Genomic DNA, 25,784 nt, shown 5'->3' with positions numbered 1-25,784 from the left:
CCGGTCAGGGAAGTTCAGGTGTGGTGCGGTGACACATGGCGTGCCGGTCGGGCCGGGGCGTCCGCTGTGGGGGGACGCTCCGGTGGCGGGGGCTCAGCGCCCCTGCCCGCCCGCACATCGCATCAGTCCGCCCTGGCCGCTGCCGAGGACGCCGCTGCCGACGCGGCCGCCTTCCTTCGCCATGTCCGAGTACGCCTCGCGCGCCATCAGACCCAGTCCTCCTCGTCCGCCGCGGCCGCCTGGGCCGGGGTGGTGGTGAACGACTCGCCCGCCATGCCGGCGGTGAGGGTGGTGCCGTCGGCCGGGTCGATCAACAGGAACGACCCGGTCCGGCGGTTCTCGGTGTAGCTGTCCAGCGCCAGCGGCTCGGAGGTGCGCAGCACCACGCGGCCGATGTCGTTGACGTTCAGCCCGTCGGTGGCCGGGCGCTGCTCCAGGGTGTCGATGTCGATCCGGTAGGAGATCTCCTTGACCAGCGCGCGCACCGTACGGGTGGTGTGCTTGAGCAGCAGCTTGTCGCCGACCTTGAGCGGGCGCTCGTGCAGGTGGCTGACGGTGGCCACCACGTCCTTGGTGGGCTCGGCCACCCGGCCGGCCGCGATCAGGTCGCCGCGGGAGATGTCGATGTCCTCGGCGAGGCGGACGGTGATCGACTGGGGGGCCCAGGCGATGTCGGTCTCGGTGCCGAGCACGTCGATCCCGGCCACCGTGGTGGTGTGGCCGCTCGGCAGCACCGTGACGGTGTCGCCGGTGCGCAGCACACCGGAGGCCAACTGACCGGCGTAGCCCCGGTAGTCGTGGTGCTCCTCGCTCTGCGGCCGGATCACGTACTGCACCGGGAAGCGGGCCGGCTCGACGCTCGGGTCGCTGCCGACCGGGACGGTCTCCAGGTACTCCAGCAGGGTCGGGCCGCCGTACCAGTCCATGTGCGCGGAGGGCTCGACCACGTTGTCGCCGGCCAGGGCCGAGATCGGCACCGCGACGATGTCGGTGACGCCCAGCGAGGCCGCGTAGGCGGTGAACTCCTCGGCGATGGCGGCGAAGACGTGCTCCTGGTAGCCGACCAGGTCCATCTTGTTGACGGCCAGGACGACGTGCGGCACCCGCAGCAGGGCGGTGACGGCGGCGTGCCGGCGGGTCTGCTCGACCACACCGTTGCGGGCGTCCACCAGCACGACGGCCAGCTCGGCGGTGGAGGCGCCGGTCACCATGTTGCGGGTGTACTGCACGTGCCCCGGGGTGTCGGCGAGGATGAACCGCCGCCTGGGGGTGGCGAAGTAGCGGTAGGCCACGTCGATGGTGATGCCCTGCTCGCGCTCGGCGCGCAGGCCGTCGGTGAGCAGCGCCAGGTCCGGGGCCTCCTGGCCGCGGCCCAGCGAAACGCGCTCGACGGCCTCCAGCTGGTCGGCGAGCACCGACTTGGAGTCGTGCAGCAGCCGGCCGACCAGGGTGGACTTGCCGTCGTCGACGGAGCCGGCGGTGGCGAAGCGCAGCAGCGCGGTGGCGGCGGCCTCGCCGAACACGGCGTCGGTGGAGTGCAGTTCGGTCGTCATGGTTAGAAGTACCCCTCGCGCTTGCGGTCCTCCATGGCGGCCTCGGACATCTTGTCGTCGGCGCGGGTGGCGCCGCGCTCGGTGAGGCGGCTGGCAGCGATCTCGGTGATCACGTCGGTGATGGCGACGGCGTCGGAGTCGACCGCACCGGTGCAGGACATGTCGCCCACGGTGCGGTAGCGCACCAGGCGGGTCTCGACCGGCTCGTTCTCCTTGGGGCCGCCCCACTCGCCGGCGGTCAGCCACATGCCGTTGCGGGAGAACACCTCGCGCTCGTGGGCGAAGTAGATCTCGGGGAGCTCGATCTTCTCCCGCTCGATGTACTGCCAGACGTCCAGCTCGGTCCAGTTGGAGAGCGGGAAGACCCGGACGTGCTCGCCGACGGCGTGCTTGCCGTTGTAGAGGTTCCACAGCTCGGGGCGCTGGCGGCGCGGGTCCCAGGCGCCGAACTCGTCGCGCAGGGAGAAGACGCGCTCCTTGGCGCGGGCCTTCTCCTCGTCGCGGCGGCCGCCGCCGAAGACGGCGTCGAAGCGGCCGGTCTCGATGCCGTCGAGCAGCGGGACGGTCTGCAGCGGGTTGCGCAGCCCGTCCGGGCGCTCGCGCAGTCGGCCGTCGTCGATGTAGTCCTGCACCAGCGCGACGTGCAGGCGGAGGTTGTGCTGGGCCACGGCGCGGTCGCGGTAGGCCAGCACCTCGGGGAAGTTGTGGCCGGTGTCCACGTGCAGCAGCGAGAAGGGGATCGCGGCCGGGGCGAACGCCTTGAGCGCCAAGTGCAGCATGACGATCGAGTCCTTGCCGCCGGAGAAGAGGATCACCGGCCGCTCGAACTCGCCCGCCACCTCGCGGAAGATGTGCACCGACTCGGCCTCGAGCGCGTCCAGGTGGGAGAGCGCGTACTCGTTGGCCGCGGCCGGGGTGTGGGTCGCGGTCGTCATGCCAGGCCCCTCGTGGTCAGGAAGGCGTGCAGTGCGGCGGCGGATTCGGCCACCGACTGCCGCTGGGTCTCGATGCGCAGGTCGGGGTGCTCGGGTGCCTGGTACGGGTCGTCCACGCCGGTCAGGTGGGCGATCTCGCCGGCGGCCTGCTTGGCGTACAGGCCCTTGACGTCCCGCTCGGAGCAGACCTCGACCGGGGTGGCGACGTGGATCTCCAGGAAGTCGGTGCCGGCCTTGTCGTGCTGCTCGCGGACGGCGGCGCGGGAGGCGGCGTAGGGGGCGATCACCGGGGCGAGCACCTTGACGCCGTGCGAGGCGAGCTTCTGGGCGACGAAGCCGATCCGGGTCACGTTGGTGTGCCGGTCCTCCTCGGTGAAGCCCAGGCCCTTGGAGAGGAACTCGCGGATCTCGTCGCCGTCCAGCACCTCCACCTGGTGGCCCTCGGCGCGCAGCCGCTCGGCCAGGGCGAAGGCCAGCGTGGTCTTGCCCGCGCTGGGCAGCCCGGTCAGCCACACGGTGGCGCCGCGCTCTGTCACTGTGGCTGTGGTCACGGTGAAGTCTCCTGCTCCGAAGGTTGGTTGGTGTCGCTGACGGTCTAAAGGTGGATCCCACACTCGGTCTTGCCCGAGCCCGCCCAGCGGCCGGCTCGGCCCTCCTCGCCCTCGCCCGGCTTGGCGGTGCAGGAGAGGGGCGAGCACCCGATCGAGGTGTAGCCCTCCCAGAGCAGGGGGTTGAGCAGCACGCCGTTCGCGGCGACGTAGTCGTCCACGTCCTGCTGGGTCCAGCGGGCGATCGGGGCGATCTTGACCTTGCGGCGCTTGGCGTCCCAGGCCACCACCGGGGTGTTCGCCCGGCTCGGGGACTCGTCGCGGCGCAGGCCGGTGGCCCAGGCGTCGTAGGCCCCGAGGCCCCGGTTGAGCGGCTCGACCTTGCGGAGCGAGCAGCACAGGTCCGGGTCGCGGTCGTGCAGGTTGGGCCCGTACTGGGCGTCCTGCTCGGCCACGGTCTGCAGCGGCTTGAGCGTGATGACGTTGACCGGCATCACGGCGGCCACGGCGTCCCGGGTGCCGATGGTCTCGGCGAAGTGGTAGCCGGTGTCGAGGAAGACCACGTCCACGCCGGGGAAGACCGAGGAGGCCAGGTGGGCGACGACCGCGTCCTCCATCGAGGAGGTGACGCAGAAGCGCTCGCCGAAGGTGTCGGCGGCCCACTTCAGGATCTCCTGCGGGGTCGCCTCCTCCAGGTCGACGGCCGCCTGGGCGACCAGGGCCTCCAGGTCAGTGGTCGTGCTCATGAGCCGTACCCCCGTTGGTGGTTGACGTGTTGCCGGTCAGCAGGCCGAGGAACTTCAGCTGGAAGGCGCGCCGGCAGGACGCGCACTCCCAGGCCCCGTGGCCCCCCTCGGCGGAGGGTCGCAGGTCCTCGTCCCCGCAGTAGGGGCAGTGGAACGGTGCGGCGCGCTCGCTCATGCCAGGTCCGCCTCACTGGCCCGGGCCGTCCACTGGGCGAACCGCTCGCCCTCGGTGCGCTGCTCCTGGAAGCGGGTCAGCACGCGCTCGACGTAGTCCGGCAGGCCGGCGCTGGTGACCTTGAGGCCGCGGACCTTGCGGCCGAAGCCGGCCTCCAGGCCCAGCGCGCCACCGAGGTGCACCTGGTAGCCCTCGACCTGGTTGCCGTTCTCGTCGGTGACCAGCTGGCCCTTGAGGCCGATGTCCGCGACCTGGATGCGGGCGCAGGCGTTCGGGCAGCCGTTGATGTTGATGGTCAGCGGCTCGGCGAACTCCGGCAGCCGGGTCTCCAGCTCCTCGATCAGGTCGCGGCCGCGCTGCTTGGTCTCGACGATGGCGAGCTTGCAGTACTCGATGCCGGTGCAGGCCATCGTGCCGCGGCGGAACGGGGACGGGGTGACCCGCAGGTCCAGCGCCTCCAGGCCGGCCACCAGCGAGGCGACCTGCTCCTCGGCCACGTCGAGCACGATCATCTTCTGCTCGGCGGTGGTGCGCAGCCGGTCCGAGCCGTGCGCGGCGGCGAGGTCGGCGACCGCGCCGAGCAGCTTGCCGTCCATCCGGCCCACGCGCGGCGCGAAGCCGACGTAGAACTTGCCGTCCTTCTGCTTGTGCACGCCCACGTGGTCGCGCCAGACGCCCGAGGGCTCCTTGGGTGCGGGGCCGTCGATCAGCTCGTACTTGAGGTACTCGTCCTGGAGCACCTGGCGGAACTTCTCCGGGCCCCAGTCGGCGACCAGGAACTTCAACCGGGCGCGGTTGCGCAGGCGGCGGTACCCGTAGTCGCGGAAGATGCCGATCACCCCGCCGTAGACGTCCGGCACCTCCTCCAGCGGCACCCAGGCACCGAGGCGGACGCCCAGCTTGGGGTTGGTGGAGAGGCCGCCGCCGACCCAGAGGTCGAAGCCCGGGCCGTGCTCGGGGTGGACCACGCCGACGAAGGCGATGTCGTTGATCTCGTGCGCGACGTCCAGCAGCGGGGAGCCGGAGATCGCGGACTTGAACTTGCGCGGCAGGTTCGAGAACTCCGGGTTGCCGATGAAGCGGCGCTGGATCTCGGCGATCGCGGGGGTGCCGTCGATGATCTCGTCCTCGGCCACGCCGGCCACCGGGGAGCCGAGGATGACGCGCGGGGTGTCACCGCAGGCCTCGGTGGTGGAGAGGCCGACGCCCTCCAGCTTCTGCCAGATCGCGGGCATGTCCTCGACCCGGATCCAGTGGTACTGGACGTTCTGCCGGTCGGTCAGGTCGGCGGTGCCCCGGCCGTACTCCTCGGAGACCTCGGCGATCGCCTTGAGCTGGGCGACGGTGAGCTGGCCGCCGTCGATCCGGACCCGCAGCATGAAGTACTCGGCGTCGAGCTCGTGCGGCTCCAGGATGCCGGTCTTGCCGCCGTCGATCCCCTCCTTGCGCTGGGTGTACAGCCCCCACCAGCGCATCCGGCCGCGCAGGTCGGACGGGTCGATCGACGCGAAGCCGTTCTTCGCGTAGATCGTCTCAATGCGTGTCCGCACATTGAGACCGTCGTCGTCCCGCTTGAACTGCTCGTTGGCGTTCAGAGGGGAGTAGTGCCCCATGCCCCACTGGCCCTCGCCGCGGTGGCGGGTCACCTTGCGGGCGGCGGCGGGACGGCGCACGGCGGCGCTGTCGGCCTGGGGCTCGACCGAGTCGGGCGTGGGAGCCATGTGTCGTCCTTCATCAGCGGTCTGGGGTGGCGGTTCGTGGCAGATCACGGCGGATCGCTGCGCGTCAGGGCGCGGACCTGCCTTGATCAGGGGTTTCACGGTGGTGCCGTGCAGGGCTGGGATGCAGTGACCAAGCCCGAGAGGGGCGCGCTTCGTCCGCGTCGGCGGCCGGGGAGGGTGGTGCCGGGCCGAGTGCGGTGGTGGCAGCGGGGTGGGGCTCAGATCACCGGACAGATCGCACTGGCCACGCGAAGGAGGTCGACGTGGAGTCGACCTACCAGGGTGGTTCCGGTGCTTGGCATGGCAAGAGATTCGCACGGCGGGCGACTGCCGGTCCACTAACGTCCGCACTCTGGACATAACCGTATCGCCCGCTGAGACGCGGCCGAACTGCCGCAGTACAGGGGCGTGGGCGGTAGAGCGGTGGTGCGTGGGGAGTGCCGCTCCGGATGGCATGGCCCTGACTGCTGAGCAGGCTCTTCGCGGCCTCTTCTCGGCCTCTTCGCGGACTCCGTCCGGTGAATATGACACATCGCCAACCACTACGGCCGCAAGTACCCCTGAAGGTGATAGGGCATCCGTCGTCCTGCCGTGGCACGCGGCCGTACCGGGGCAGGCCGGGCCGCTACCGTAGGGGGGTGCAACCAGCAGGGGAAACTTCCAGGAACGGCGCCACCGAGCGCCCCTCGCGCCGCCGCGGCAAGGGCGCCCGCCGTGCGGCCAAGCGCGTCACCTGGCCGTCCACCCTCTGGGCGCTGCTCAAGGACACCACCAACACCTGCGTCGAGTACCGGGTCACCGGCCTCGCGGCGGAGGCCGCGTTCTTCACGCTGCTCTCCATCCCCCCGCTGCTGCTCTGCCTGGCCGGCACCCTCGGCTACCTCGACGACATCCTCGGCGCCGGCACCATCGACAAGCTCAAGGACGACATCGTCTCGGCCGCCGGGACGGTGCTCTCGCCGACCTCGGTCGAGCAGATCGTCCAACCGCTGCTGAGCGACGTCTTCGACCACACCCGGCCCGACCTGATCTCGATCGGCTTCCTGCTCTCGCTCTGGTCCGGCTCGCGCGCCCTCTACATCTTCATCGACACCATCACCGTGATGTACGGCCTGGACGGCAAGCGCGGCCTGGTCAAGACCCGGCTGATGTCGCTGGGCCTCTACCTCGGCGCGCTGGTGATCGGCTCCCTGGTGCTGCCGCTGCTGGTGGCCGGGCCGGGGCTGGTCGCCAACGCGCTGCCGTACTCCCAGGGCGTGCTCAAGGTGCTGTACTGGCCGGTGGCCATCCTGCTGCTGGTGGTCTTCCTCACCACGCTCTACCACGTGGCCGTCCCGGTCAGCACGCCCTGGCGCGAGGACATCCCCGGCGCGCTGGTCGCGCTCGGCGTGCTGGTGGTGTGCAGCGTGCTGCTCCGCCTCTACCTGGTCAGCTCGGTCGAGGGGCACTCGGTGTACGGCCAGCTGGCCGCCCCGGTGGCCGTGCTGCTCTGGATCGGCGTGGTCGCGCTGGCCGTGCTGATCGGCGCCGCGATGAACGCCGCGATAGACCGCCGCTGGCCCACTGTGGAGACCGCCGACGCCCGCGCCGAGAACGAGCGGGCCAGCGAGGAGGCCGCGGCCGCGGTGGTCCGCGAGATCTCCGCCCGCCGGGCCAAGGAGCGGGCCGTGCTGGCCCGCGAGCTCGGCCTGGCCGAGGGCGTCGAGGAGGAGGACGAGGAGGACTGGGCCGAGGCCGAGGGCGATTCCGACCCGCCCGCCGAGTACCCCGAGCGCTGGGCCGACTTCCTCCCCCCGACCAACGTGCGCAGCCGTCTGCGCCCGCGCGGCACCCACCGGCGGCTGCCTCCGCCGCCGGACTCCGACCGCCCGCGACGTGGCTAGCCCGCTCCGCGGCCTGCGCGGCCTGCGTGGACGGGGTCGTTCGGTGTGGGCTCGGGCCGAGTGGGCCCGGGCCGTCTGGCCGCCGGTGCTGCTCGCGCTGGCGCTCGGGCTCTGGGGCATCACCCGGCAGGACGGCATCTGGCGCGACGAGGTGGTCACCCACCAGGTGGCCCGCCGCAGCCTGCCCGAGCTCTGGCACCTGCTCGGCTCGATCGACGCCGTGCACGGCCTCTACTACCTGCTGATGCACGGGGTCTTCCTGCTCGGGGACGCCGTCGGGCTCGGGCCGGACGGGGGTGGCGGGCTGGTCGCGCTGCGGCTGCCCTCGGTGCTCGCCACGGCCCTGGCGGCCGGGCTGCTCGCGGATCTGGGACGGCGTCTCGCGGGTTGGACGGCCGGACTGGCCGCCGGGCTGGTGTTCGCGCTGCTGCCGGCCGTGCAGCAGTACGCCCAGGAGGGGCGGTCCTACGCGCTGGTCACCACCGCGGTGGTGGGGGCGACCTGGCAGCTGGTGCGGGTCTGGCAGCGGGGAGCGGTGGACGGCCGGGCGGAGGTGTCGGTCGGTGGAGCGGCGCCGGGTTCGGCGGCGGCCTCGGGGTTGGGTGGCGGTGTGGCGGAGGGGTTGGTCGGGGGAGCGGTGCAGGGGCCGGCAGTTGCTGCGGGGCCGGTGGGCGGCCGGGTGGAGGGGTTGGTCGGGGGAGCGGCGCCGGGTTCGGCGGCGGCCGCGGGGCGGGGCGGCGGCCGGACGGAGGTGTCGGTCGGGGAAGCGGTGCAGGGGCCGACGGCGGTCTCGGGGCCGGTGGGTGGACGGGCGGCCGGGGTCCGCGGGTGGGCCGGGTACGGCGCGTTGGTGCTGCTGGGCGGGTTGCTGCACGAGTTCGCGGTGCTCGGGGCGGCGGCGCACGGGCTCTCGCTGCTGCTCGGGCGGGCCGGGCGGCGGCTGCTGCTCGGCTGGGCGCTCGCGGTGGGCGGGGCCGGGCTCTGCCTGCTGCCGCTGGTGGTGGTGAGCGGGCGTCAGGCCGACCAGGTGGGGTGGATCACCACGCCCGGATGGGCCGATGTCTGGGCGCCGCTGCTGACCTCGGCAGCCGGTGCGCTCTGCGCGTGGCTGCTGCGCCGGGGTGGCGGCCGAGTCGGTGGGCGGGCTGGCCTCGCAGTGGCGGACGAAGCGCGTAGCGCGGCCTCCGGGGCTCCGGCCTCTGGCGCTCCGGCTTCCGGCTGGGCGCCGGGCCTTGGGGTGGTCGGGGTGCCGCTGCTGGTGGTACCGCCGGCCGTGTTGATCCTGGTGTCGTACCTGGATCCGCTGTACGTGGACCGGTACGTGGTCTACAGCTACGCCGGGCTGGCGCTGCTGGTGGGTGGGGGGCTCGCGCGGGGGCTCGGGTGGCTACCCGGGCGGTGGCGGCTGCTGGTCGGGGGTTGGCGGTGCTGGTGGCCGTGCTGGCGCTGCTGCCGGTGGAGCTCGGGCTGCGGGCGCCGGGGGCGCGGCCGAACGACGTGGCTGCGGCGGCGCGGGCCGTCCGGGAGCTGGCCCAGCCCGGGGACGCGGTGCTGTACGTGCCCGGGGCGCGGCGGGAGGCGGCGCTGTACGACCCGGCGGCCTTCGCCGGGCTGCGCGACCTGGCGCTGCTGGAGTCCGGGGCGGATTCGGGCACCATCAACGGGGTCGAGGCCGAACCGGCTGCGATCACGGCGGCGCTGCGCAGGGCGCGGGCTGTCGTGCTGGTCACCGACCCCCGGCCGCGGAGCGGGCCGAACGCCCGCGACCGGGCCAAGACCGCCGCGCTCGCCCGGGGGTTCGAGCCCTGCCGGACGGAGCTGGTCCGGGGCCTCAAAGTCGTCCGCTACGCCCGGCCCGGGGCGTGCCCGGCGGTGCCGGCCGGCGGGTGAAATCCGCAGGTGAAAAATGTGTTGCGGCCGGTTCGGCGAAGATCGTAGAGTCGTGCCCGACATCAGGTCAGGGGCCTTCCCGCCGTGCGTGCGGGTCAGGGCCGAGAGAAGAAAGCGGAGGTGAGCCTCGTGGCTGTCACTGTCGTCACGGCTGCCCAGGGCAGCGTTCGCACCCCCCTCTCCTTCCCGGCCGCCGGCTGAATCTGACGAGACGTCCGCTCCACCAGCGACGCTCGCTCACGCAGCCGTAGACCCGCCGGGATCGCATTCCTCCCGAAGGGCCCCACTGCGTTGTCTTACGCAATCCTGAGCACCACCAGCACCACCAGCACCACCTCTTCTGCTTCTTCCGACTTCACCTTCACCGGGCTCGGCTGGACGGCCGAGCTGGCGGCGGATTTCGCCCCCCTCGCCGAGGCCGGTCTCACCCCTGCCCGGATCGCCCGGGTCGACCGCGGTCAGTGCGATGTCGTGCTGGCCGACGAGGAGACGGGCGAGCTGCGCACCGTCCGGGTCGACACCCGCCCGATCGGCGATCCGGATCCGATCCGCTGCCCCTGCACGGGCGACTGGGTCGCCGTCGACCTGGCGGCCGAGCCGATGCCCACGGCGGCGGCGCTGCTGCCGCGCGGCACGGCGATCGTCCGCAAGACGGCGGGCTCCCGGTCCGACGGCCAGGTGCTCGCGGCCAACGTCGACACCGTGCTGGTCGCGGTCTCGCTCGCGGCCGACCCGGATCTGGGCCGGATCGAGCGCTTCCTGGCCCTGGCCTGGGAGAGCGGCGCCGAGCCGATCGTCGTCCTCACCAAGGCCGACCTGGTCAACGACGCGGAGTTCGTCCGCGCCGATGTCGAGGGCATCGCCCCCGGCGTCACCGTCCTGGTGGTCAGCGCCGAGACGGGCGAGGGGATCGACGTGCTGCGGGCCTGCGCGCCCGGCTCCAGCGCGCTGATCGGCCAGTCCGGCGCGGGCAAGTCCACCCTCACCAACGCGCTCGCGGGCACCTCGGTGATGGAGGTCCAGCAGACCCGTGCCAGCGACGAGAAGGGCCGCCACACCACCACCACGCGTGAGCTCATCCCGCTGCCCGGTGGCGGCGTGGTGATCGACACCCCGGGTCTGCGTGGTGTCGGCCTCTACGGTGGCGAGGGCCTCTCCCAGGCCTTCTCCGACATCGAGGCGCTCGCCGAAGGCTGCCGCTTCCACGACTGCGGCCACCGCACCGAGCCGGGCTGCGCGGTCACCGCCGCCCTCGAGGACGGCACCCTCCCGGAGCGCCGGATGGAGAGCTACCGCAAGCTCCAGCGCGAGAACGAGTGGATCGCCTCCCGCACCGACGCCCGCCTCGCGGCGGACCGGCTGAAGAAGTGGAAGGCCATCACCCGCTCGGTCCGTGCCCGCCCGTAGTCGCCCGCCTGTAGTCGCCCGTCCGTAGTCGATGGTTCGTCAGCTCCCGGCCCACCCGCCGCACCAGCGGCGCCCGGGCCGGGAGCTGACGGCCGTTCGGGAGCCGGAGCCTCAGCTCGCGGCCTCCTCCGGGGTGAGCAGGCGGAAGCGCATCAGCACCAGCGGGGTGGTGTCGTCCACGGTGAAGTCCGGGATGCCGATGGCGCCGCGGACCTCCGGGCCCTCCCAGTAGGAGGTGTGGTCGGCGCGCCAGGCGGCGACGGTGGTGAAGCCCTCGCCCTCGTCGATCGCGTGCTGGAGGTCGACCTCGGCGAGGGGGGCGGTGCGGACCTCGGTGTACTCGATCACGCCGACCGGCTGCTCGTCGGAGTCGACCACGGCGGCGCGGGAGCCGACCGTGGGGAGCTCGTCGCCGCAGACCTCGAAGTCGATCACGAGGCCGGTGGTGCTGGTCTTGCTGCCGTCCAGGATCGCGGCCACCAGCTGGTCGCGGAGCGGGCCGGGGAAGGCGAACTCGGCCTTGGGGAGGGAGGAGTGCTCAGGAGTGGTCACTCCGTGATCCTCGATGGCGGGCCGGTGCGGTGCAAGCGCATTACGGCGGGGGCCGGAGCGCGGAGGATACCGGGATGACGATCATCAGAGTGGCGACGGTGGAGCGGGACCTGGCGAGCCTGGTGCGGCTGAACGGGCAGGTCCACGCGGAGCACGCCCGGCAGCGGCCGGACCTGTTCGTGGTGGAGCAGCCGACCGAGGAGCTCGCGGTGCTGCTGGCCGCGCGGCTCGCGGAGCCGGACGCGACCTGCTTCGTGGCCGAGGCGCCGGACGGCACGGTGGTCGGGTACGCGTTCGCGAAGGTGATCAGCCGGGAGGCGAACGCGATCGTCCGGGCGGCCCGGGCGGTCATGCTCGACCAGATCGGCGTCGACCCGGCGGCGGCCCGCGCCGGCGTGGGCGCCGCCCTGCTGGAGGCCGTCCGCGAGCTCGGCCGCTCGGCCGGCTGCGGCCGCCTGGTCACCCAGGTCTGGGATTTCAACGAGGGCGCCCGGGCCTTCTACCAGGCCGCGGGCCTGCGGCCGATGACCACCATGCTCGATCAGCGCCTCTGAACGCCGCCGCCATCACCCGGAAAGGTGATGTCCGATTTCCGCCAGTCGCTGGGTGCGGGGTGGCGCAGACTGGAGGGCGTGATTGATGACGAGACCAGGTACCGGGCGGTGGACAGCCGGGACGCGCGGTTCGACGGGGTGTTCTTCACCGGGGTGCGGACCACCGGGATCTACTGCCGGCCGAGCTGCCCGGCGGTGACGCCGAAGCGGGTGAACTGCACGTTCTACCCGACGGCGGCCGCCGCGCAGGGGGCCGGGTTCCGGGCCTGCCGGCGGTGCCGGCCGGATGCGGTGCCCGGGTCGCCGGAGTGGAACCACCGGGCGGACCTGGTCGGGCGGGCGATGCGGCTGATCGGCGACGGGGTAGTGGACCGGGAGGGCGTCGGCGGGCTCGCCGGGCGGCTCGGGTACAGCGCGCGGCAGGTGCAGCGGCAGCTCACCGCCGAGCTCGGCGCCGGCCCGATCGCGCTGGCCCGCGCCCAGCGGGCGCAGACCGCCCGGCTGCTGCTGCAGACCACCGACCTGCCGGTGACGGAGGTGGCCTTCGCGGCCGGCTTCGCCTCGGTGCGGCAGTTCAACGAGACCGTCCGCGAGGTGTACGACCGGACGCCGAGCGGTCTGCGCGCCGAGGGCGCCGCCGGGCGGCGTCTGGCCACCCCGGCCGGCCCGCTCAGCCTGCGGCTCGCCTACCGGGGCGCGCTGGACAGCGACCACCTGATCGACTTCCTCGCGCTGCGCGCCGTGCCCGGCGTCGAGGAGGTGGTGCCCGGCCCGCGCGGCGCCCGCACCTACCGGCGCACCCTCGCGCTCCCGTACGGCCACGGCATCGCCGAGGTGGACGGCCTCGGGCCGCGCGACCGGGCCGACCGGGGCTGGCTGGACTGCCGGCTGCACCTGGCCGACCTGCGCGACCTGACCACCGCCGTGCACCGGCTGCGCGCGCTCTTCGACCTGGACGCCGACCCGGCGGCCGTGGACTCGGTGCTCGGCGCGTCCCCCGTGCTGGCCGCCGCCGTCCGGGCCCGCCCCGGGCTGCGCTCGCCCGGCCATGTGGACCCGCACGAGCTGGCCGTCCGGGCCGTGCTGGGCCAGCAGATCACCGTGGTGGCGGCCCGCACCCTGGCGGCCCGGCTCACGGAACGGTACGGCGTCCCACTCGCCGAGACGAGCGGCGGGCTGACCCGGCTCTTCCCGACCACGGCCGTGCTGGCCGAGGCGGCGGACGAGGACCTGGCCATGCCGGAGGCCCGCCGCCGCGCGCTGCGCGGACTCTGCGCGGCGCTGGCCGAGGGCACCGTCCGCCTCGACGGCGGGGTGGACCGGGAGGAGGCCTCCGCCGAGCTGCTCGCGCTGCCCGGGATCGGCCCCTGGACGGTCGGCTACCTGCGGATGCGGGCGCTGGCCGACCCGGACGTGTTCCTGCCCGGCGACGTGGCCGTGCGGCACGGCCTGCGCGCGCTCGGCCGCCCCGGCGACCCGAAGGGCGCGACGGCGGAGGCGGCGGCCTGGGCGCCCTGGCGCTCGTACGCGGTGCACCGGCTCTGGGCCGGGCCGGTGGCGGCGGACCCCGGGAGTGGTACGGACTTCGAGAACAGTGCGGAGAGTGGCGAGCAGCGATGAGTACGACGGTCTTCACCACGATGGCGAGCCCGCTGGGCACCCTGCTGCTGAGCGGGGTGCTGGCGGAGGGGGCGAGCACGGCGGCGCTGGCCGCCGTGACGGCGCCCGGGCAGAAGGGCGCGCGGGCCGAGCCCGCCGAGGACTGGGTGCCGGACGCCGATGCGCTGGCCCCGGCGGTGGAGCAGCTGACGGCCTACTTCGCCGGGGAGCGCAAGGAGTTCGACCTGGAGTTGGCGCCGGTGGGCACCGAGTTCCGGCAGAGGATCTGGGCGGCGCTGGACGAGATCCCGTACGGGAGCACGCTCACGTACAGCGAGCTGGCCGCCGTGGCCGGGCAGCCGCCGCGCTCGGTGCGGGCGGTCGGCGGGGCGGTCGGGGCCAACCCGCTGCTCGTGGTGCGGCCGTGCCACCGGGTGCTGGGGTCGAACGGCGCGCTGACCGGCTTCGCGGCCGGGGTGCCGGCGAAGCGGTGGCTGCTGGAGCTGGAGGGTGCGCTGCCGAGCGGTGAGGAGGAGGGGCTGCTGTTCTGACGCCCGGGGTAGGGGTCAGCGCTCCTCGGTCGGGATCGGGGTGGTGGCGGCCAGGGCCTTGGCGAGCTGTTCGAGGCCGGGGAGGGCGTTCATCACGGCCTCGCGGTTGGTGGGGGTGAGGCTCTCCAGGGCGTCGGCGAGGCGGCGCTCGTGGGCACCCTGCCAGTCGCGGAGCTGCTGGTGGCCGGCCGGGGTGAGGGCGATCCGGGCCGTGCGGCGGTCGCCCGGGTCGGGCTGGCGGTCGACGAACCCGGCCTCCAGGAGCTTGCCGACCAGGCCGCTGACGGTGTTCGGCGCGAGCCGCTGACGGGCGGCCAGCTCGCCGACCCGCAGCGGGGCGACCGCCAGGGTCTGCAGCAGTTCGACCTGGGCCATCGGCAGCGACTCCCACGGGTAGTCGGTGCGGATGCTGCTGCGCAGCGCCCGGCGCAGCCGGGTGATCACGTCCGTCAGCTGCTGGGCGCGCTCGACCGCGGTGTCACCGACGGGAGTGGTCGGTGTGGCGGCTGGGAGGTGAGGTGTTCCGGGGAGCGGCTGCGACGGCATGGCGGACAGCGTAGCGCCTGGTACCACAAGGGTCGGCCACTGACCAGGTCTGTGGGGGAGTACATCCGGCAACGATACGGTCGCAGTACGAGATGGTCGCTGGAGGAGTATGTCGGCTGCAGATATATTTGAGCCATGCGCTCCGCCCTGCTCACCGACCTGCTCGCCGAGCGGCCCCGCCCCCGCGTGGTCGCCCGTCGGCCGTACGCCCACTGGCTGGCCGTCGGCACCGTCTGCCTCGGCGCCTTCCTCGGCCAGCTGGACGCCAGCATCGCCTCGCTGACCTTCCCGGCGCTGCAGCGCGAGTTCGACGCCGGGTTCGCCGCCGTCGAGTGGGTCTCGCTGGTCTACCTGCTGGTGCTGGTCGCGCTGCTCGCCCCGGTCGGGCGGCTCTCCGACCTCGTCGGACGCAAGACGGTGTACCTGGGCGGGTTCGGGGTCTTCGCGCTCGCCTCGCTCGGGGCGGGCAGCGCGGGCAGCCTGGGCCTGCTGATCGCCTGCCGGGGCGTGCAGGCGGTCGGCGCGGCCATGCTTCAGGCGAACAGCGTGGCCCTGGTCGCCCGCGGCGTCCCCGCCCGGGCGATGCGGACCGCACTCGGCATCCAGGCCGCCGCCCAGGCGCTCGGCCTCGCGCTCGGCCCGACCCTCGGCGGCCTGCTGGTCGCGCACGCCTCCTGGCGCTGGGTGTACTGGGTCAACGTCCCGATCGGGCTGCTCGGCATCCTGGCCGGGTGGTACCTGCTGCCGCGCACCCAGGGCTGCCCGGCCCTCGAGGCGCCGGCCGCCGGGCACCGCCGCTTCGACCTGCTCGGCCTGGTGCTGCTGGCCGGCGCCGGCACCAGCCTGCTGCTCGGCCTCTCGGCCGCCTCCGGCCTGCCGCTGCCCGGCTGGGCGGTGGCCGCCCTGCTGCTGCTCGCGGCCGCGCTGACGGTCGCGCTGGCCCGGCAGGAGCAGCGGGCCGACCGCCCGATCATCGCCCCCGGCCTGGTCAACACCCCGGGCATCCGCGCCGGGCTCGGCGTCGCGCTGGTCGGGTACCTGCTGCTCTTCTGCCCGCTGGTGCTCGGGCCGGTGCTGCTCACCGGCGCCGGGCTGTCGGTGGCCACGGCCGGGTTGGTGATCACCGCCCTGCCGACCGCTTTCGCGGTGGCCGCGACGGTGGGCGGGCTGTTGCTGCCGCGCTCCTGGGCGGACGCGGCGCGCTGCCAACTGGGGGCGGGGGTCGCGGCGCTCGGGATCGGGCTGCTCGCGGTGCTGCCGGTGGGTGCCTGGGAGTGGGTGCCGGCGCTGGCCGTGGCCGGGTACGGGCTGGGGCTGCTGCTGCCCGCCAACAACGCGATGGTGATGCGGGCGATACCGGGCGGCAGCTCGGCGGTGGGCGGCGGGATGGTGAGCATGGCGCGGAGCCTGGGGACGGCGTTGGGCATCGCGCTGCCGGTGCTCGGCGTGCACCTGGGCGGGCAGGCGGCGGGTGGGCGGGGTGTGTTGGTGCTGTTGGTGGGGGTGGCGGCGGGGGCCGCTCGGCTGGTCGCGCAGTTCCCCGCGCCCCTGGTGGCTGATCTAGTGCCGCATCAGGCAACGTTCGCCCTGGTGACGACTTTGCGTAGGCGCTCGTCCTGGGCGTGCTTGTTCCGCCAGATGATGTAGCGGCGGATCATGCTGCCCTGGGCTTTGTGGCTGGGGTGGTCGGTGCCGTCGAGGGCGAAGTAGCGCAGGGCGGTGAACTGGGCCTCGATCCGGTTGAGCCAGGAGCTGTTGGTCGGGGTATAGGCGATCTCCACGTTGTTCGCCGCCGCCCACGTCCCGACCCGCTGGCACCGCTTCGTCGTCAGGTGCGGCGAGTAGTTGTCGCAGACGATCGCGATCCGCACGTCCGCCGGGTGCAGCGAGCGCAGGTAGCGACAGAACTCCAGGAACCTCGACCGATTCTTCGTCTTCTTGACGTGCCCGTAGAGCTGATCCTTGGCGAGGTCGTAGGCGGCGAACAGATGCCGGACCCCGTGCGGGCGGGTGTAGGTCGCCCGCCGCCTCGGCCGCGGCTCGCGGTCAGGATCCTTGTGCCGGCCTCCGCGCTCGGCCCACTGCTTCCCGGGATGGGGCTGGAGGTTGAGCGGCCCGAACTCGTCCAGGCAGAACACGACTTCGGGCTCGCCATCCTCGGGTACGACCTCGCCGTCGGCGATAGCGTAGAGGTGCTCGACCCGAGCCTTCTTGGCCGCGTAGTCGGGATCGCGGGAGGTCTTCCAGGTCTTCACGCGTTGAAACGAGACGCCCTCCTCGCGGAGCAGGACCCGAAGGCCCTCGTGGCTGATGTCGTCGACCACCCCCTCTGCGACCAGGAAGTCGGCCAGCTTGGCCAGGCTCCAAGTCGAGAAGGGCAGGCCGTGCTCGGCCGGCTTCGACTTGGCGGTCTTCTTGATCTCGCGCCGCTCGGGCAGCGTGAACGTCCTCGGCCGTCCGCCCCGGTACTTCGGGTAGAGCGAGTCGAAGCCGTCGGCGTTGAAGTTGTGGATCACGTCGCGGACCCGGTCAGCGCTGGTGAACGTCACCTCCGCGATCTTCGCCACGGGCATGCGCTGGGCGGACAGCAGCACCATCTGGGCCCGGCGCCAGGTCACCACCGACCCGGTGCCCCGGCGGACGATCCGTAGCAGCCGTCTGCCCTCGTCGTCATCGATCTCACGAACCTGCACGCGTTCAGCCACGTGATCATTCTGACCGCCCGGTGCCGCCCGACGCAGCAACCAGACGACACATCGACGGGGCGAACGTTGCCGGATACGGCACTAGTTGGGCAGCGGCTTGGCTCCGCGCTCCGCGAGCATCTGGGTGATCAGGTCGATCTCGGAGCGCTGGCCGTTGACCATGGACTCGGCGAGGCGCTTCTCGACCGGGTTGGAGCTGAGGTCGACGTACCCCTGGGCCATCTCCACGCCACCGGTGTGGTGACGGATCATCAGCTGGAGGTAGAAGATCTCGGCGTCCTTGCCGCTGAGGGTGCGCAGCTTGGCCAGGTCGGCGTTGGTCGCCATGCCGGGCATCAGCGAGCCGTCGTGGGCCTGGTAGGGCTCCATCTTCATCCACGCCATCGGGGTGACGCCGTTGCTCTGCGGCAGCCCCCACTGGTCGAGCCAGCCCATCATCATGCCCCGCTGGTTGGCCTGGGTGTTGATGATGTCGAAGGCGAGGTTGCGCACCTCCTCGTTGGTGGTGCGGTCCCGGACGATGAAGGACATGTCGATGGCCTGCTGGTGATGGGTGGCCATGTCCCGGGCGAACCCGGCCTCGGGCGAGTCGTTGGCCGGCACCGAGACCGAGCTGCCGGAGGCCGAGGAGCCGCTCGCCACCAGGGCGGGCACGCCCAGGCCGAGCGCCACGGCCGCCGCCAGCGCGGCGGGCCACCAGACCCGGCGGCGGGAGCGCACCGGCGCGGCCTCGGCCGTCGGCTCGTCGTGGTCGGAGGTCATCCCATGGCCCCCGTGCTGCAGGAGGCCCCCGGCTCCTGGGTCTGCGGGCCCTGCACGTACTTGGTGAAGAACTGGGCGACGCGCGGGTCGTCGGCCTTGTCCACGATCAGCTGGGTGCCCCAGGCGGTCAGCGTGATGGTGCCCGGCTCGGTCGGGTACGGGCTCATCAGCGAGTACGGGGTCTTCTGCACCCGGGCGGAGAGGGTCTTGATGTCGTCCGGGGTGGCCTTGGCGTTGTAGGTCACCCAGACGGCGCCGTGCTCCAGCGAGTGGACGGCGTTCTCGTTCTGCTGCGGCTTGTCGTAGACGGTGCCCATGCAGTTCAGCCACACCGGGTTGTGGTCGCCGCCGACCGGCGGGGTCTGCGGGTAGGTGACCGGGGTCTGCACGTGGTTGCGGGAGAGCTTGTCCCAGGTCTTGACGCCCTCGATCGGGGCCTTGGCCGCGCTCACCTTGGCGTCGTGCTTGTCCTTGGCGTCCAGCGCCAGGTAGATGCCGGTGCCGGCCATGCCGGCGATCAGCACACCGGCGATGCCGAAGGCGAGGAACTTGTTGCGGCGCTCGCGGCGCTGCTCCTCGGCGCGGAGGGCGGCGATTCTGGCACGGCGGTCGTTCTGCTCGGCCTGGCGGCTGCCCGGCTTGGCGGCCTTGTTCGACTGCTTGGAGGCGGAACCCATGAGACGTGTCCTTGTCCCCGCCACGCAGGGGCGCGGCGGTGTGCGGGGAGTAGCGGGGGGAGGGCGGAGCCGCCTGCCCGGCCGGGTGGCACGGGTCGACGGTGGGTTCCGCTAAATCCGGTGGACCTGCAGCTCGTGCAGATCGGGCGCCGGGACGGCGCCGGGCTTGGAGGCGCCGAGCGCCGGGCAGGCCGGGACCGCAGCGGGCACCAGCAGGGCCGGCACCGGGGCGTCTGCCTGCGGCGGCGCGTTCGGCAGCTGCGACTCGGAGCCGCAGAAGGGGTGGTTCGAGCAGCCGTCGCCCGGGTGGGGCGGCTGGTCGCCCGCGACGCAGAGCGTCTGCGGCACGCCGTGGCCGGTGAGCAGGCCCGCGTCGGCGAGCAGGCTGGCCAGGTGGCCGGCCTTGAGCTGGTGCCGGGGCGCGCTCTTGGCCACCTGAGTGGTCGGGGCGGCTTGGGCCGTTCGGGTGACGGGGGCGGCTTGGGCCGTCTGCGCGGCCTGTTCGGCGGCGGGCCCAGCGGTGACCGCCTGGGCCCGTCCGGCGCAGGGCAGCAGTGCCAGCAGACCGACCAGCACCAGGGCCCACAGGCGCGCCGCCGGGCGGGCCGCGTGCAGGGCCCTCCCCAGCTGCGGCGTCTTCGCTCCTGGCACGGTCATGCGCCCATATTAATCAGCCGAACGAGTGAAGCGATGCCCCTTACTGGCCTTCATTTTCTGGGCTTCTCGCCATGTGGCGGATGGGAATACGCCCTGTTCGGTGCCTTTCCGGGCAGGTCGGACGGATCGGACCGGCCTCCGGGAGCCGCTCCGGCCGGGGTGACTTCTCGCGTTCCGTGCCCGTTCTGTCCGACGGCCGGAAGCTGCCCCCGCCGGGTGATCGGTTGTCCCCGAATCCCGGACAGCGTCGTTCTCCACGGGGAGAATGACGTCGAGTTCGGCACGGAGCCCGCTCGGCAGACGGCAGAGGGAACGAGGAGCCGCCAGATGAGCAACCAGGGTGCACCCCCGCACCACCGCCCCGAGGACAACTGGTGGCAGGCGGTCTACGCGGGCCCGGCCGGGGCTCTCCCGGACACCCCGGATGCCGCTCCCGACCCCGGCACCAGCGTGGACGACTGGTTCGACTCGGCCGCAGGCATGATCGGCGCCCAGCGGCGGCCGGAGCCCACGGTGGACGAGTGGTTCGACTCGGCGGTCGGGATGATCGGTGCCCAGCGGGTGGCGGCGGGCCCCGGCCCGGCGGAGCCGGTGGCGGCGGCGGTGCCGGTGGTGGCGGTGGCGGTGGAGCGGGAGGCCGAGCCGGTGGCGGGGGCTGCTTCCGGGCCTGAGCCCGAGGCGGAAGCTCCGGTGGACGAGGCGCCCGGGGCGGAGGTTGCTGCTGAGCCCGAGGCCGTGGCGGAGCCGGTGCCGGTGCTGGTGCCTCCGGCTCCCGTGCCGACTGGGGCCGAGGCCGTGGCGGAGCCTGAGGTGTTGGCAGAGCCGGAGCCGGAGCCGGAGCCGGAGCCGGAGCCTGCGGCCGTACCCGCGCCCGCGCCGGAGCTCCGGGTGGCGGGGGTGGCGGTCACTGGTGGTGCGGTGGTCGAGCCGGTGCCGGTCGTGGCTCCGGGGGTGGCTGCGGCTGCCGTGCCGACTGGGCCCGAGGCCGCGGTGGAACCCGTGCCCGCACCCGTGCCCGAGCCTGCGGCCGCGCCGGAGCCCGTGCTCGAGCCCGTGCTCGAGCCCGAGCCTTCGGCCGTGCCCGTGCCCGCGCCTTCGGCCGTGCCGGAGCTCCGGGTGGCGGGGGTGGCGGTCACTGGTGGTGCGGTGGTCGAGCCGGTGCCGGTCGTGGCTCCGGGGGTGGCTGCGGCTGCCGTGCCGACAGGGTCCGAGGCCGGGGTGGCTTCCGGGGGTGGGGCCGCCGGACTTGTCGGGGCGGTCGGCGGGCGGCGGCGGGGGGTGGTGCCGGCCGGGGGGTATGGGCCGGAGCCGGTGGCGTTGGCGGAGGTGGGGCCGGACGGGTTGGGCGAGGTGGTGCCGGACACCGTGCTGGACGGGGCGCAGTACGGGCGGAGCACGTTGCGGGCCGTGTCCGTCCGGGGGGATGCCGCGCGGCACCTCGGCGAGGGGCGGCGGGACGCGCTGCTCGTCACCCGGTTCGGCGAGGGGGCGGCGGACGGCGGGCTGCTGCTCGCCGTGATCGCCTCGCCGGGGGCGGGGCCGTGCTCCGCTGCGGCCGAGGCCTGCCGGCAACTGGCCGCCGCCGTCGGCCGGAGCCGGGCCGAGCTCGCGGCCGATCTGCGCGAGGGGGCCCGGGACCGGCTCCGGTACGGCCTCCAGCGGCTGGCCGTCCAGGCGGCGGCCCCGCTCCGCGCCGCTTCGGGTGCGCGGGGGGTGGGGGCCGGCGTCCCGGGTGGTGCGGCCGTCGAGGACGGGGGTGCCCCTGCCGGGGGCGAGGGCACGGGCGGCGGTGGGTCGCTGCACTGCCTGCTGGTGCCGCTCGACGGGGAGGCCACCCACCGGGCGGCGTTCGGGGTCGGGCCGGGCGGGCTGTACCTGCTGCGGTCCGGGCACTGGATCGACGCGTACGCGGCGCGGCTGCTGCACCACCCGGACGGGGAGCCGCCCGTGACGGCCCCGCACGGGGTGGGGGCGGCGCCGCGCAGCTTCCGGTTCCGGCTGGTGCCGGCGACCACCGGGGACATCCTGCTGCTCTGCACGCCTGGGCTGGCCGAGCCGGTGGCGGAGGAGGCCGCCGTCGCGCACTTCCTGGCCAACCACTGGGCCCACCCGCACCCGCCGGGGTCGGTGGACTTCCTGCGGCAGGTGCAGGTCCGCGCCCAGGGGCACGCGGAGGACCGGACGGCCGTCGCGCTCTGGACGGAGTGATGTCGGACGGATTGATGTGTGATGTCGGACGGAATGGGTCCGGACGGAGTGGGTCCGGACGGAGTGCGAGAGACGGGGTGGGAGCGACGGGGCGTCAGCCGCGGCCGAGCAGGCCGCGGCTGACGGCGGCCACCTGGGTGGCGGCCTGTTCGCGGGTGGCGGCCGGCAGGCCGATGGCGACCGGGACGGCGAAGCCGTCGAGCAGGGCGCGGAGTTGGACGGCGCGGTCGTCCGGGCTCGCGCCCGGCGCAGCCGGGGTGAACTCGCCGGAGGCGTAGCCGGCTTCGAGCACGGCGACCAGGTCGGCGTGCCAGGGGGCCTCGATGTCCAGCTGGCCCTGGCGGATCTCGGCGCTGGCGGGGGAGCGGCCCCAGACCTCCAGCCAGAGGATCCAGCGCGGGTCGCCGGGGCCCTCGGGGAGGTAGAGGTCGGCGTAGGCGGCGAGCTGGCGCCAGCCGTCGCCGGCGGCCCGGCTCAGGGCGGCGCGGCGGCGCTCGCCGAGCTGCTCCTCGCTCCAGCGGAGCGTTTCGAGCAGCAGCTGGTCCTTGCTGCCGAAGTAGTAGAGCAGGTGACCGGCGCTCATCTGGAGCTGCTTGCCGAGGGCGGCCATGGTGAGTTTGGCCAGCCCGTGCTCGGCGATCGCCGCGCGTGCGGTGGCGTACACCTCCTCGCGCGGGCGGGCGGCCCGCCGCGTCCGTGGCTCGGCCATCCCGGCCCCTTCCCTGGTCCTTTCTCCGGTCACGGGCCACACGATACGTGGGGTGGCCCTCCGGAGGCGTTCGGCGCCGTTCGCTGGGTAGGTATCCCCGCCACGTGCGGTGACGCGAACGCGTCACCGGGCGGACACCCGGCGGTCACCCCCGGATCGCCACCACGCCGTCCGGGCACGCCACGGTTCTGACCGGCACCACGTCAGATGAGGTGAAACAGCGCAATGCCGACCGCACCACCCACCCGCCCCCGCCGCTGGGGCGAACGGAGCCTCGCCTGGGCCTTCCTGCTGCCCTCGCTGGCCGTCTTCGCCCTCTTCCTCGGCTGGCCGCTGGTCCGCACGTTCTACCTCTCCACGCACGCCAACGACCTGTTCGGCGCACCCTCGCGCTACGTCGGGTTCAAGCACTACACCGATCTGCTGGGCTCCGCCGAGTTCCACCGCACCCTGCTGACCACGGCGCTGTTCGTGCTGCTCACGGTGGTGCCGGGGGTGCTCGGCGCGCTCGCGGTGGTGCTGCTGCTGGAGAGCCGGATCCGCGGGGTGCGGGCCTTCCGATCGGCCTTCGCGCTGCCGTTCGCCTTCTCGGTGGCCAGCGCCTCGGTGGTCTTCTCGGTCTTCTACAACCCGGCCGGGGGCGTGCTCAACGGGCTGCTCGGGCAGCTCGGGGCGGGGCCGGTGGGGTGGCTGACCGACTCGCGGTACGCGCTGCTCTCGGTCGCGCTGACCTCGGTCTGGATGAGCCTGGGCTACAACATCCTGGTGCTCTCGGCCGGGCTCGGCTCGATCTCCCCGGAGATCACCGAGGCCGCCCGGCTGGACGGCGCGGGCGGCTGGCGGCTGGCCCGTTCGGTCACCGTGCCGCTGCTCGGGCCGCACCTGTTCTTCCTGGTGGTGGTCTCCACCATCACCGCCCTGCAGAGCTTCGGCCAGATCCACATCCTGACCCGCGGCGGCCCGGACGGCGCCACCCGCACCCTGGTCTACTCCGTCTACGAGCGGGCCTTCGCCTACGGCTCCAGCGACTTCGGCACCGCGAGTGCCCAGGCCGTGGTGCTCCTGGTGGTCGTCCTCGCCTGCGCCGCCGCGCAGTTCGGCGTGCTCGACCGGAAGGTGCACTACGCATGAGCCGCGCGCTGAGCCGAATACTCACCTACGCGGTGCTGGTGGTCGCGGTGCTGGCCGTGCTCTTCCCGGTGTACTACGTGATCGCGGGCTCGTTCATGACGCCCGGCGAACTCATCGGCTACCCGCCCTCGTTGCTGCCGCATCAGCTGACCGGCCACAACTTCGCGGCCGCCTTCCACGCCGTGCCGCTCGGCCGGCAGTACCTCAACTCGGCCGTCACGGCCGGGATCATCACGGTGGCGCAGCTGCTCACCTCGATCCTGGCCGCGTACGCCTTCGTCTTCCTGCCGCTGCGCCGGCGGGGCCTGGTCTTCGGCGTCTTCCTGGCCACCCTGATGGTGCCGTGGGAGGCCGTGATCATCCCCAACTACCTGACGCTGTCAGGCTGGGGGCTGGCCGACACCTACGCGGGGCTGGTGCTGCCCTTCCTCGCCTCGGGCTTCGGCACCTTCATGCTGCGGCAGTCCTTCCGGCAGTTCCCGGCCGAACTCCGGGACGCCGCCAGGATCGACGGCGCCGGGCACTGGCGCTTCCTCTGGCGGGTGCTGGTGCCGCTCAACAAGCCCTCGCTGGCGGCGATCGCGGTCTACGTCTTCCTGTCGGCCTGGAACCAGTACTTCTGGCCCCTGATCATCACCCGCACGGCGCAGATGCAGACCATCCAGATCGGCCTGACCAGCCTGCGGGACGCCGAAGTGGCCGACCCGGGGCTGACCTTGGCCGGGGTGGTGCTCTCGCTGCTGCCCACCCTGCTGCTGGTCGTGTTCGGCCAGCGCTTCATCGTGCGCGGTCTGACGGCCGGTGCCGTGCGCTAGAGCGCGTCCGCTCGTAACCCTCATGAGAAGGAGAACAGTTGTGACCAGCAGAGCGTGGGCCCTGCGGCTGGCGGCCACCGTGGCGGCGGCCGGTCTGGCCCTCACGGCGTGCAGTTCGAGCGGCTCCTCGGACGGCTCCTCGGGTGACGCCGCGGCGCCGGCCGCGAGCGTGCTGGACCAGGCCAAGGGGGTGACCACGGTGACCTTCTGGCACTCGATGACCGGCCAGAACGCGACGGTGCTCAACTCGCTGGTCTCCTCCTTCAACGCGGCGCACCAGGGCAGGATCGAGGTCAAGGCGCTCTTCCAGGGCACCTACGACGACGTGGTGACCAAGTACAAGGCCTCGGTGCAGCAGAAGGCGACGCCCTCGCTGGTGCAGGTCTACGACGTGGGCACCCGCTTCATGATCGACTCCAGGCAGACGGTGCCGGTGCAGGCCTTCGTCGACCGGGACAAGTACTCCCTGGACGACCTGGAGCCGAACATCCGCAACTACTACACCGTCGGCGGCAAGCTGGCCTCGATGCCGTTCAACTCCTCGGTGCCGCTGCTGTACTTGAACGCGGACGCGTTCAAGGCCGCCGGTCTCGACCCGGCGCAGCCGCCCAGGACGCTGGCGGAGATCGCCGACCTGGCGAAGAAGCTGACGGTCAAGGACGCGAGCGGGCAGACCACCCGGTACGGGTTCGGCGCGGCGATCTACGGCTGGTTCGTGGAGGAGCTGCTCGCCGAATCCGGCTCGCTCTACTGCGACCAGGGCAACGGGCGGGACGGCAAGGCCGCCAAGGTGGGTTACGACTCGGCGCAGGGGGCGCAGGTCCTGCAGACCTGGGCCGATCTGGTCAAGGGCGGGTACGCCGTCAACACCGGGCGGACCACGGCCGACGCGCAGGCGGCCTTCAAGGCCGGGCGGGTGGCGATCCACCTGGAGTCCACCGGGGTGCTGCGCGGCTACAACGAGTCGGCCAAGTTCACCGTGGCCACCGCGCCGTTCCCCAAGCTCGCTGCCGGTGACCAGGGTGGGCCGGTGATCGGCGGTGCCTCGCTCTGGATCGACGGGCCCGGGCACTCGGACGCCGAGAAGCGGGCCTCCTGGGAGTTCGCCAAGTACCTGGACGAGCCCGCGCAGCAGGCCGTCTGGCACACCGGCACCGGGTACTTCCCGGTCAACCGCAAGGCGCTGGACGACCCCAAGGACCAGGCCTGGGTGGCGAAGTACCCGCAGTTCAAGACCGCGATCGACGTGCTGCACTCGACCAAGCCCACCCCGGCCACGGCGGGCTGCCTGCTCGGCGTGATGCCGCAGGCGCGCAAGGGCGTGGAGACGGCGCTTGAGCAGGTGATCAGCGGCTCCAAGGCGGCCGACCAGGCGCTGGCCGACGCGGCGAAGGAGCTCCAGCCCGCCATCGACGGCTACAACTCCTCGGTGGGCTGAGGCCCGGCGCGGTGCGCGACTC

The 25,784-nt window shown here is 73.2% G+C and carries 25 protein-coding genes and 1 pseudogene; 12 read left to right on the top strand and 14 right to left on the bottom strand.

The annotated features are described in order from the left end of the window. Positions 1-206: 206 nt before the first annotated feature. The 7 genes from CFP65_RS08370 to CFP65_RS42470 all read right to left on the bottom strand — a co-directional run bounded on the left by CFP65_RS08370 (position 207) and on the right by CFP65_RS42470 (position 5,980). Positions 207-1,553 (bottom strand): sulfate adenylyltransferase subunit 1, encoded by a 1,347-nt coding sequence (locus tag CFP65_RS08370; protein ID WP_104815502.1) that lies wholly within the window; start codon positions 1,551-1,553, stop codon positions 207-209. A gap of 2 nt (positions 1,554-1,555) precedes the next feature. Continuing rightward, a complete protein-coding gene (gene cysD, locus CFP65_RS08365) occupies positions 1,556-2,488 on the bottom strand; it encodes a sulfate adenylyltransferase subunit CysD (protein WP_104815501.1) in 933 nt (310 codons plus the stop codon). Further along, positions 2,485-3,039 carry an adenylyl-sulfate kinase gene (gene cysC, locus CFP65_RS08360; protein WP_104815500.1) on the bottom strand — a complete coding sequence of 185 codons (555 nt, stop codon included), beginning with the start codon at positions 3,037-3,039 and terminating at the stop codon, positions 2,485-2,487. The genes cysD and cysC overlap by 4 nt, the downstream gene beginning before the upstream one ends. Before the next feature lie 44 nt (positions 3,040-3,083). Continuing rightward, a complete protein-coding gene (locus tag CFP65_RS08355; protein WP_104815499.1) occupies positions 3,084-3,782 on the bottom strand; it encodes a phosphoadenylyl-sulfate reductase in 699 nt (232 codons plus the stop codon). Beyond that, complete coding sequence (locus CFP65_RS08350) at positions 3,766-3,957, bottom strand: hypothetical protein (protein ID WP_104815498.1); 192 nt, start codon at positions 3,955-3,957, stop codon at positions 3,766-3,768. The genes CFP65_RS08355 and CFP65_RS08350 overlap by 17 nt, the downstream gene beginning before the upstream one ends. Beyond that, complete coding sequence (locus tag CFP65_RS08345; protein ID WP_104815497.1) at positions 3,954-5,678, bottom strand: nitrite/sulfite reductase; 1,725 nt, start codon at positions 5,676-5,678, stop codon at positions 3,954-3,956. Before CFP65_RS08345 ends, CFP65_RS08350 begins: the two co-directional genes overlap by 4 nt. Positions 5,679-5,896: 218 nt before the next feature. Beyond that, entirely contained in the window at positions 5,897-5,980 is an 84-nt protein-coding gene (locus CFP65_RS42470) for a putative leader peptide (protein WP_371682522.1), read from the bottom strand. Positions 5,981-6,316: 336 nt separating this feature from the next. Here CFP65_RS42470 and CFP65_RS08340 point away from each other — a divergent pair, with 336 nt between their 5' ends. From CFP65_RS08340 to rsgA, 4 genes and pseudogenes are all read left to right on the top strand, one after another. After that, positions 6,317-7,561, top strand: coding sequence for a YihY/virulence factor BrkB family protein (locus CFP65_RS08340; RefSeq protein WP_174805515.1), 1,245 nt, complete (start codon positions 6,317-6,319; stop codon positions 7,559-7,561). A gap of 244 nt (positions 7,562-7,805) precedes the next feature. After that, positions 7,806-8,084: pseudogene (locus CFP65_RS42465) on the top strand (glycosyltransferase family 39 protein); the annotation flags it as partial. An 860-nt stretch (positions 8,085-8,944) separates the two neighbouring features. After that, positions 8,945-9,451, top strand: coding sequence for a hypothetical protein (locus CFP65_RS42460; RefSeq protein ID WP_174805483.1), 507 nt, complete (start codon positions 8,945-8,947; stop codon positions 9,449-9,451). 291 nt (positions 9,452-9,742) lie between these two features. Further along, positions 9,743-10,858, top strand: a complete 1,116-nt coding sequence (gene rsgA, locus CFP65_RS08330) for a ribosome small subunit-dependent GTPase A (RefSeq protein ID WP_104815495.1) — start codon at positions 9,743-9,745, stop codon at positions 10,856-10,858. 111 nt (positions 10,859-10,969) lie between these two features. Here rsgA and CFP65_RS08325 read toward each other — a convergent pair whose 3' ends face one another. Further along, positions 10,970-11,425, bottom strand: a complete 456-nt coding sequence (locus CFP65_RS08325; RefSeq protein ID WP_217368267.1) for an ASCH domain-containing protein — start codon at positions 11,423-11,425, stop codon at positions 10,970-10,972. Positions 11,426-11,484: 59 nt separating this feature from the next. Here CFP65_RS08325 and CFP65_RS08320 point away from each other — a divergent pair, with 59 nt between their 5' ends. From CFP65_RS08320 to CFP65_RS08310, 3 genes are read left to right on the top strand one after another with little or no spacing between them, the layout of a single operon-like run. Continuing rightward, on the top strand, positions 11,485-11,964 hold the full coding sequence (locus CFP65_RS08320; RefSeq protein WP_104815493.1) for a GNAT family N-acetyltransferase: 480 nt from the start codon (positions 11,485-11,487) through the stop codon (positions 11,962-11,964). A gap of 27 nt (positions 11,965-11,991) precedes the next feature. Beyond that, a complete protein-coding gene (locus tag CFP65_RS08315; RefSeq protein WP_104815492.1) occupies positions 11,992-13,584 on the top strand; it encodes an AlkA N-terminal domain-containing protein in 1,593 nt (530 codons plus the stop codon). After that, a complete protein-coding gene (locus CFP65_RS08310) occupies positions 13,581-14,114 on the top strand; it encodes a methylated-DNA--[protein]-cysteine S-methyltransferase (protein ID WP_104815491.1) in 534 nt (177 codons plus the stop codon). The genes CFP65_RS08315 and CFP65_RS08310 overlap by 4 nt, the downstream gene beginning before the upstream one ends. 15 nt (positions 14,115-14,129) lie before the next feature. Here the strand turns inward: CFP65_RS08310 and CFP65_RS08305 are convergent, their stop codons facing one another. Then, entirely contained in the window at positions 14,130-14,660 is a 531-nt protein-coding gene (locus CFP65_RS08305; RefSeq protein ID WP_104815490.1) for a MarR family winged helix-turn-helix transcriptional regulator, read from the bottom strand. Positions 14,661-14,795: 135 nt separating this feature from the next. Between CFP65_RS08305 and CFP65_RS08300 the strand changes: the two genes are divergently transcribed. Further along, positions 14,796-16,307 (top strand): MFS transporter, encoded by a 1,512-nt coding sequence (locus tag CFP65_RS08300; protein ID WP_104815489.1) that lies wholly within the window; start codon positions 14,796-14,798, stop codon positions 16,305-16,307. Here CFP65_RS08300 and CFP65_RS08295 read toward each other — a convergent pair. From CFP65_RS08295 to CFP65_RS08280, 4 genes are all read right to left on the bottom strand, one after another. Next, positions 16,232-17,365 carry an IS630 family transposase gene (locus CFP65_RS08295; RefSeq protein WP_104814759.1) on the bottom strand — a complete coding sequence of 378 codons (1,134 nt, stop codon included), beginning with the start codon at positions 17,363-17,365 and terminating at the stop codon, positions 16,232-16,234. The two genes, CFP65_RS08300 and CFP65_RS08295, sit on opposite strands and share 76 nt — an antisense overlap. A gap of 81 nt (positions 17,366-17,446) precedes the next feature. After that, positions 17,447-18,127 (bottom strand): DUF305 domain-containing protein, encoded by a 681-nt coding sequence (locus CFP65_RS08290; RefSeq protein ID WP_104815488.1) that lies wholly within the window; start codon positions 18,125-18,127, stop codon positions 17,447-17,449. Continuing rightward, positions 18,124-18,804, bottom strand: a complete 681-nt coding sequence (locus CFP65_RS08285) for a DUF3105 domain-containing protein (RefSeq protein WP_104815487.1) — start codon at positions 18,802-18,804, stop codon at positions 18,124-18,126. The genes CFP65_RS08290 and CFP65_RS08285 overlap by 4 nt, the downstream gene beginning before the upstream one ends. A 111-nt stretch (positions 18,805-18,915) precedes the next feature. Next, complete coding sequence (locus CFP65_RS08280; protein WP_104815486.1) at positions 18,916-19,461, bottom strand: hypothetical protein; 546 nt, start codon at positions 19,459-19,461, stop codon at positions 18,916-18,918. Positions 19,462-19,788: 327 nt separating this feature from the next. Here CFP65_RS08280 and CFP65_RS39650 point away from each other — a divergent pair, with 327 nt between their 5' ends. After that, positions 19,789-21,669, top strand: coding sequence for a hypothetical protein (locus CFP65_RS39650; protein WP_168219560.1), 1,881 nt, complete (start codon positions 19,789-19,791; stop codon positions 21,667-21,669). A 94-nt stretch (positions 21,670-21,763) separates the two neighbouring features. Here the strand turns inward: CFP65_RS39650 and CFP65_RS08270 are convergent, their stop codons facing one another. Beyond that, positions 21,764-22,378 (bottom strand): TetR/AcrR family transcriptional regulator, encoded by a 615-nt coding sequence (locus tag CFP65_RS08270; protein ID WP_104815484.1) that lies wholly within the window; start codon positions 22,376-22,378, stop codon positions 21,764-21,766. A gap of 225 nt (positions 22,379-22,603) precedes the next feature. Here CFP65_RS08270 and CFP65_RS08265 point away from each other — a divergent pair, with 225 nt between their 5' ends. Genes CFP65_RS08265 through CFP65_RS08255 form a run of 3 tightly spaced genes read left to right on the top strand, consistent with a single transcriptional unit; the run spans position 22,604 to position 25,762 of the window. After that, the gene (locus CFP65_RS08265; RefSeq protein ID WP_104815483.1) at positions 22,604-23,509 is read left to right on the top strand and encodes a carbohydrate ABC transporter permease; all 906 of its coding nucleotides are present in this window, start codon (positions 22,604-22,606) and stop codon (positions 23,507-23,509) included. Next, positions 23,506-24,324 (top strand): carbohydrate ABC transporter permease, encoded by an 819-nt coding sequence (locus CFP65_RS08260; RefSeq protein WP_104815482.1) that lies wholly within the window; start codon positions 23,506-23,508, stop codon positions 24,322-24,324. The genes CFP65_RS08265 and CFP65_RS08260 overlap by 4 nt, the downstream gene beginning before the upstream one ends. A gap of 40 nt (positions 24,325-24,364) precedes the next feature. Next, positions 24,365-25,762, top strand: coding sequence for an ABC transporter substrate-binding protein (locus CFP65_RS08255; RefSeq protein WP_217368150.1), 1,398 nt, complete (start codon positions 24,365-24,367; stop codon positions 25,760-25,762). The last annotated feature ends 22 nt before the right edge of the window (positions 25,763-25,784 follow it).

This window comes from Kitasatospora sp. MMS16-BH015 (assembly GCF_002943525.1).
Taxonomy (GTDB): Bacteria; Actinomycetota; Actinomycetes; order Streptomycetales; family Streptomycetaceae; genus Kitasatospora.
Note: the sequence above shows the minus strand (reverse complement) of the source record. Positions and strands in the feature narration are given on the sequence as shown.

Excerpts from the sequence above, each read along its gene's own strand:
- CFP65_RS08370 (WP_104815502.1), bottom strand. The coding sequence starts at position 1,553 with ATGACGACCGAACTGCACTCCACCGACGCCGTGTTCGGCGAGGCCGCC.
- cysD (WP_104815501.1), bottom strand. The coding sequence starts at position 2,488 with ATGACGACCGCGACCCACACCCCGGCCGCGGCCAACGAGTACGCGCTC.
- CFP65_RS08355 (WP_104815499.1), bottom strand. The coding sequence starts at position 3,782 with ATGAGCACGACCACTGACCTGGAGGCCCTGGTCGCCCAGGCGGCCGTC.
- CFP65_RS08350 (WP_104815498.1), bottom strand. The coding sequence starts at position 3,957 with ATGAGCGAGCGCGCCGCACCGTTCCACTGCCCCTACTGCGGGGACGAG.
- CFP65_RS08345 (WP_104815497.1), bottom strand. The coding sequence starts at position 5,678 with ATGGCTCCCACGCCCGACTCGGTCGAGCCCCAGGCCGACAGCGCCGCC.
- CFP65_RS42470 (WP_371682522.1), bottom strand. The coding sequence starts at position 5,980 with ATGCCAAGCACCGGAACCACCCTGGTAGGTCGACTCCACGTCGACCTC.
- CFP65_RS08320 (WP_104815493.1), top strand. The coding sequence starts at position 11,485 with ATGACGATCATCAGAGTGGCGACGGTGGAGCGGGACCTGGCGAGCCTG.
- CFP65_RS08315 (WP_104815492.1), top strand. The coding sequence starts at position 11,992 with ATGTCCGATTTCCGCCAGTCGCTGGGTGCGGGGTGGCGCAGACTGGAG.
- CFP65_RS08310 (WP_104815491.1), top strand. The coding sequence starts at position 13,581 with ATGAGTACGACGGTCTTCACCACGATGGCGAGCCCGCTGGGCACCCTG.
- CFP65_RS08305 (WP_104815490.1), bottom strand. The coding sequence starts at position 14,660 with ATGCCGTCGCAGCCGCTCCCCGGAACACCTCACCTCCCAGCCGCCACA.
- CFP65_RS08300 (WP_104815489.1), top strand. The coding sequence starts at position 14,796 with ATGCGCTCCGCCCTGCTCACCGACCTGCTCGCCGAGCGGCCCCGCCCC.
- CFP65_RS08290 (WP_104815488.1), bottom strand. The coding sequence starts at position 18,127 with ATGACCTCCGACCACGACGAGCCGACGGCCGAGGCCGCGCCGGTGCGC.
- CFP65_RS08285 (WP_104815487.1), bottom strand. The coding sequence starts at position 18,804 with ATGGGTTCCGCCTCCAAGCAGTCGAACAAGGCCGCCAAGCCGGGCAGC.
- CFP65_RS08280 (WP_104815486.1), bottom strand. The coding sequence starts at position 19,461 with ATGACCGTGCCAGGAGCGAAGACGCCGCAGCTGGGGAGGGCCCTGCAC.
- CFP65_RS39650 (WP_168219560.1), top strand. The coding sequence starts at position 19,789 with ATGAGCAACCAGGGTGCACCCCCGCACCACCGCCCCGAGGACAACTGG.
- CFP65_RS08270 (WP_104815484.1), bottom strand. The coding sequence starts at position 22,378 with ATGGCCGAGCCACGGACGCGGCGGGCCGCCCGCCCGCGCGAGGAGGTG.
- CFP65_RS08265 (WP_104815483.1), top strand. The coding sequence starts at position 22,604 with ATGCCGACCGCACCACCCACCCGCCCCCGCCGCTGGGGCGAACGGAGC.
- CFP65_RS08260 (WP_104815482.1), top strand. The coding sequence starts at position 23,506 with ATGAGCCGCGCGCTGAGCCGAATACTCACCTACGCGGTGCTGGTGGTC.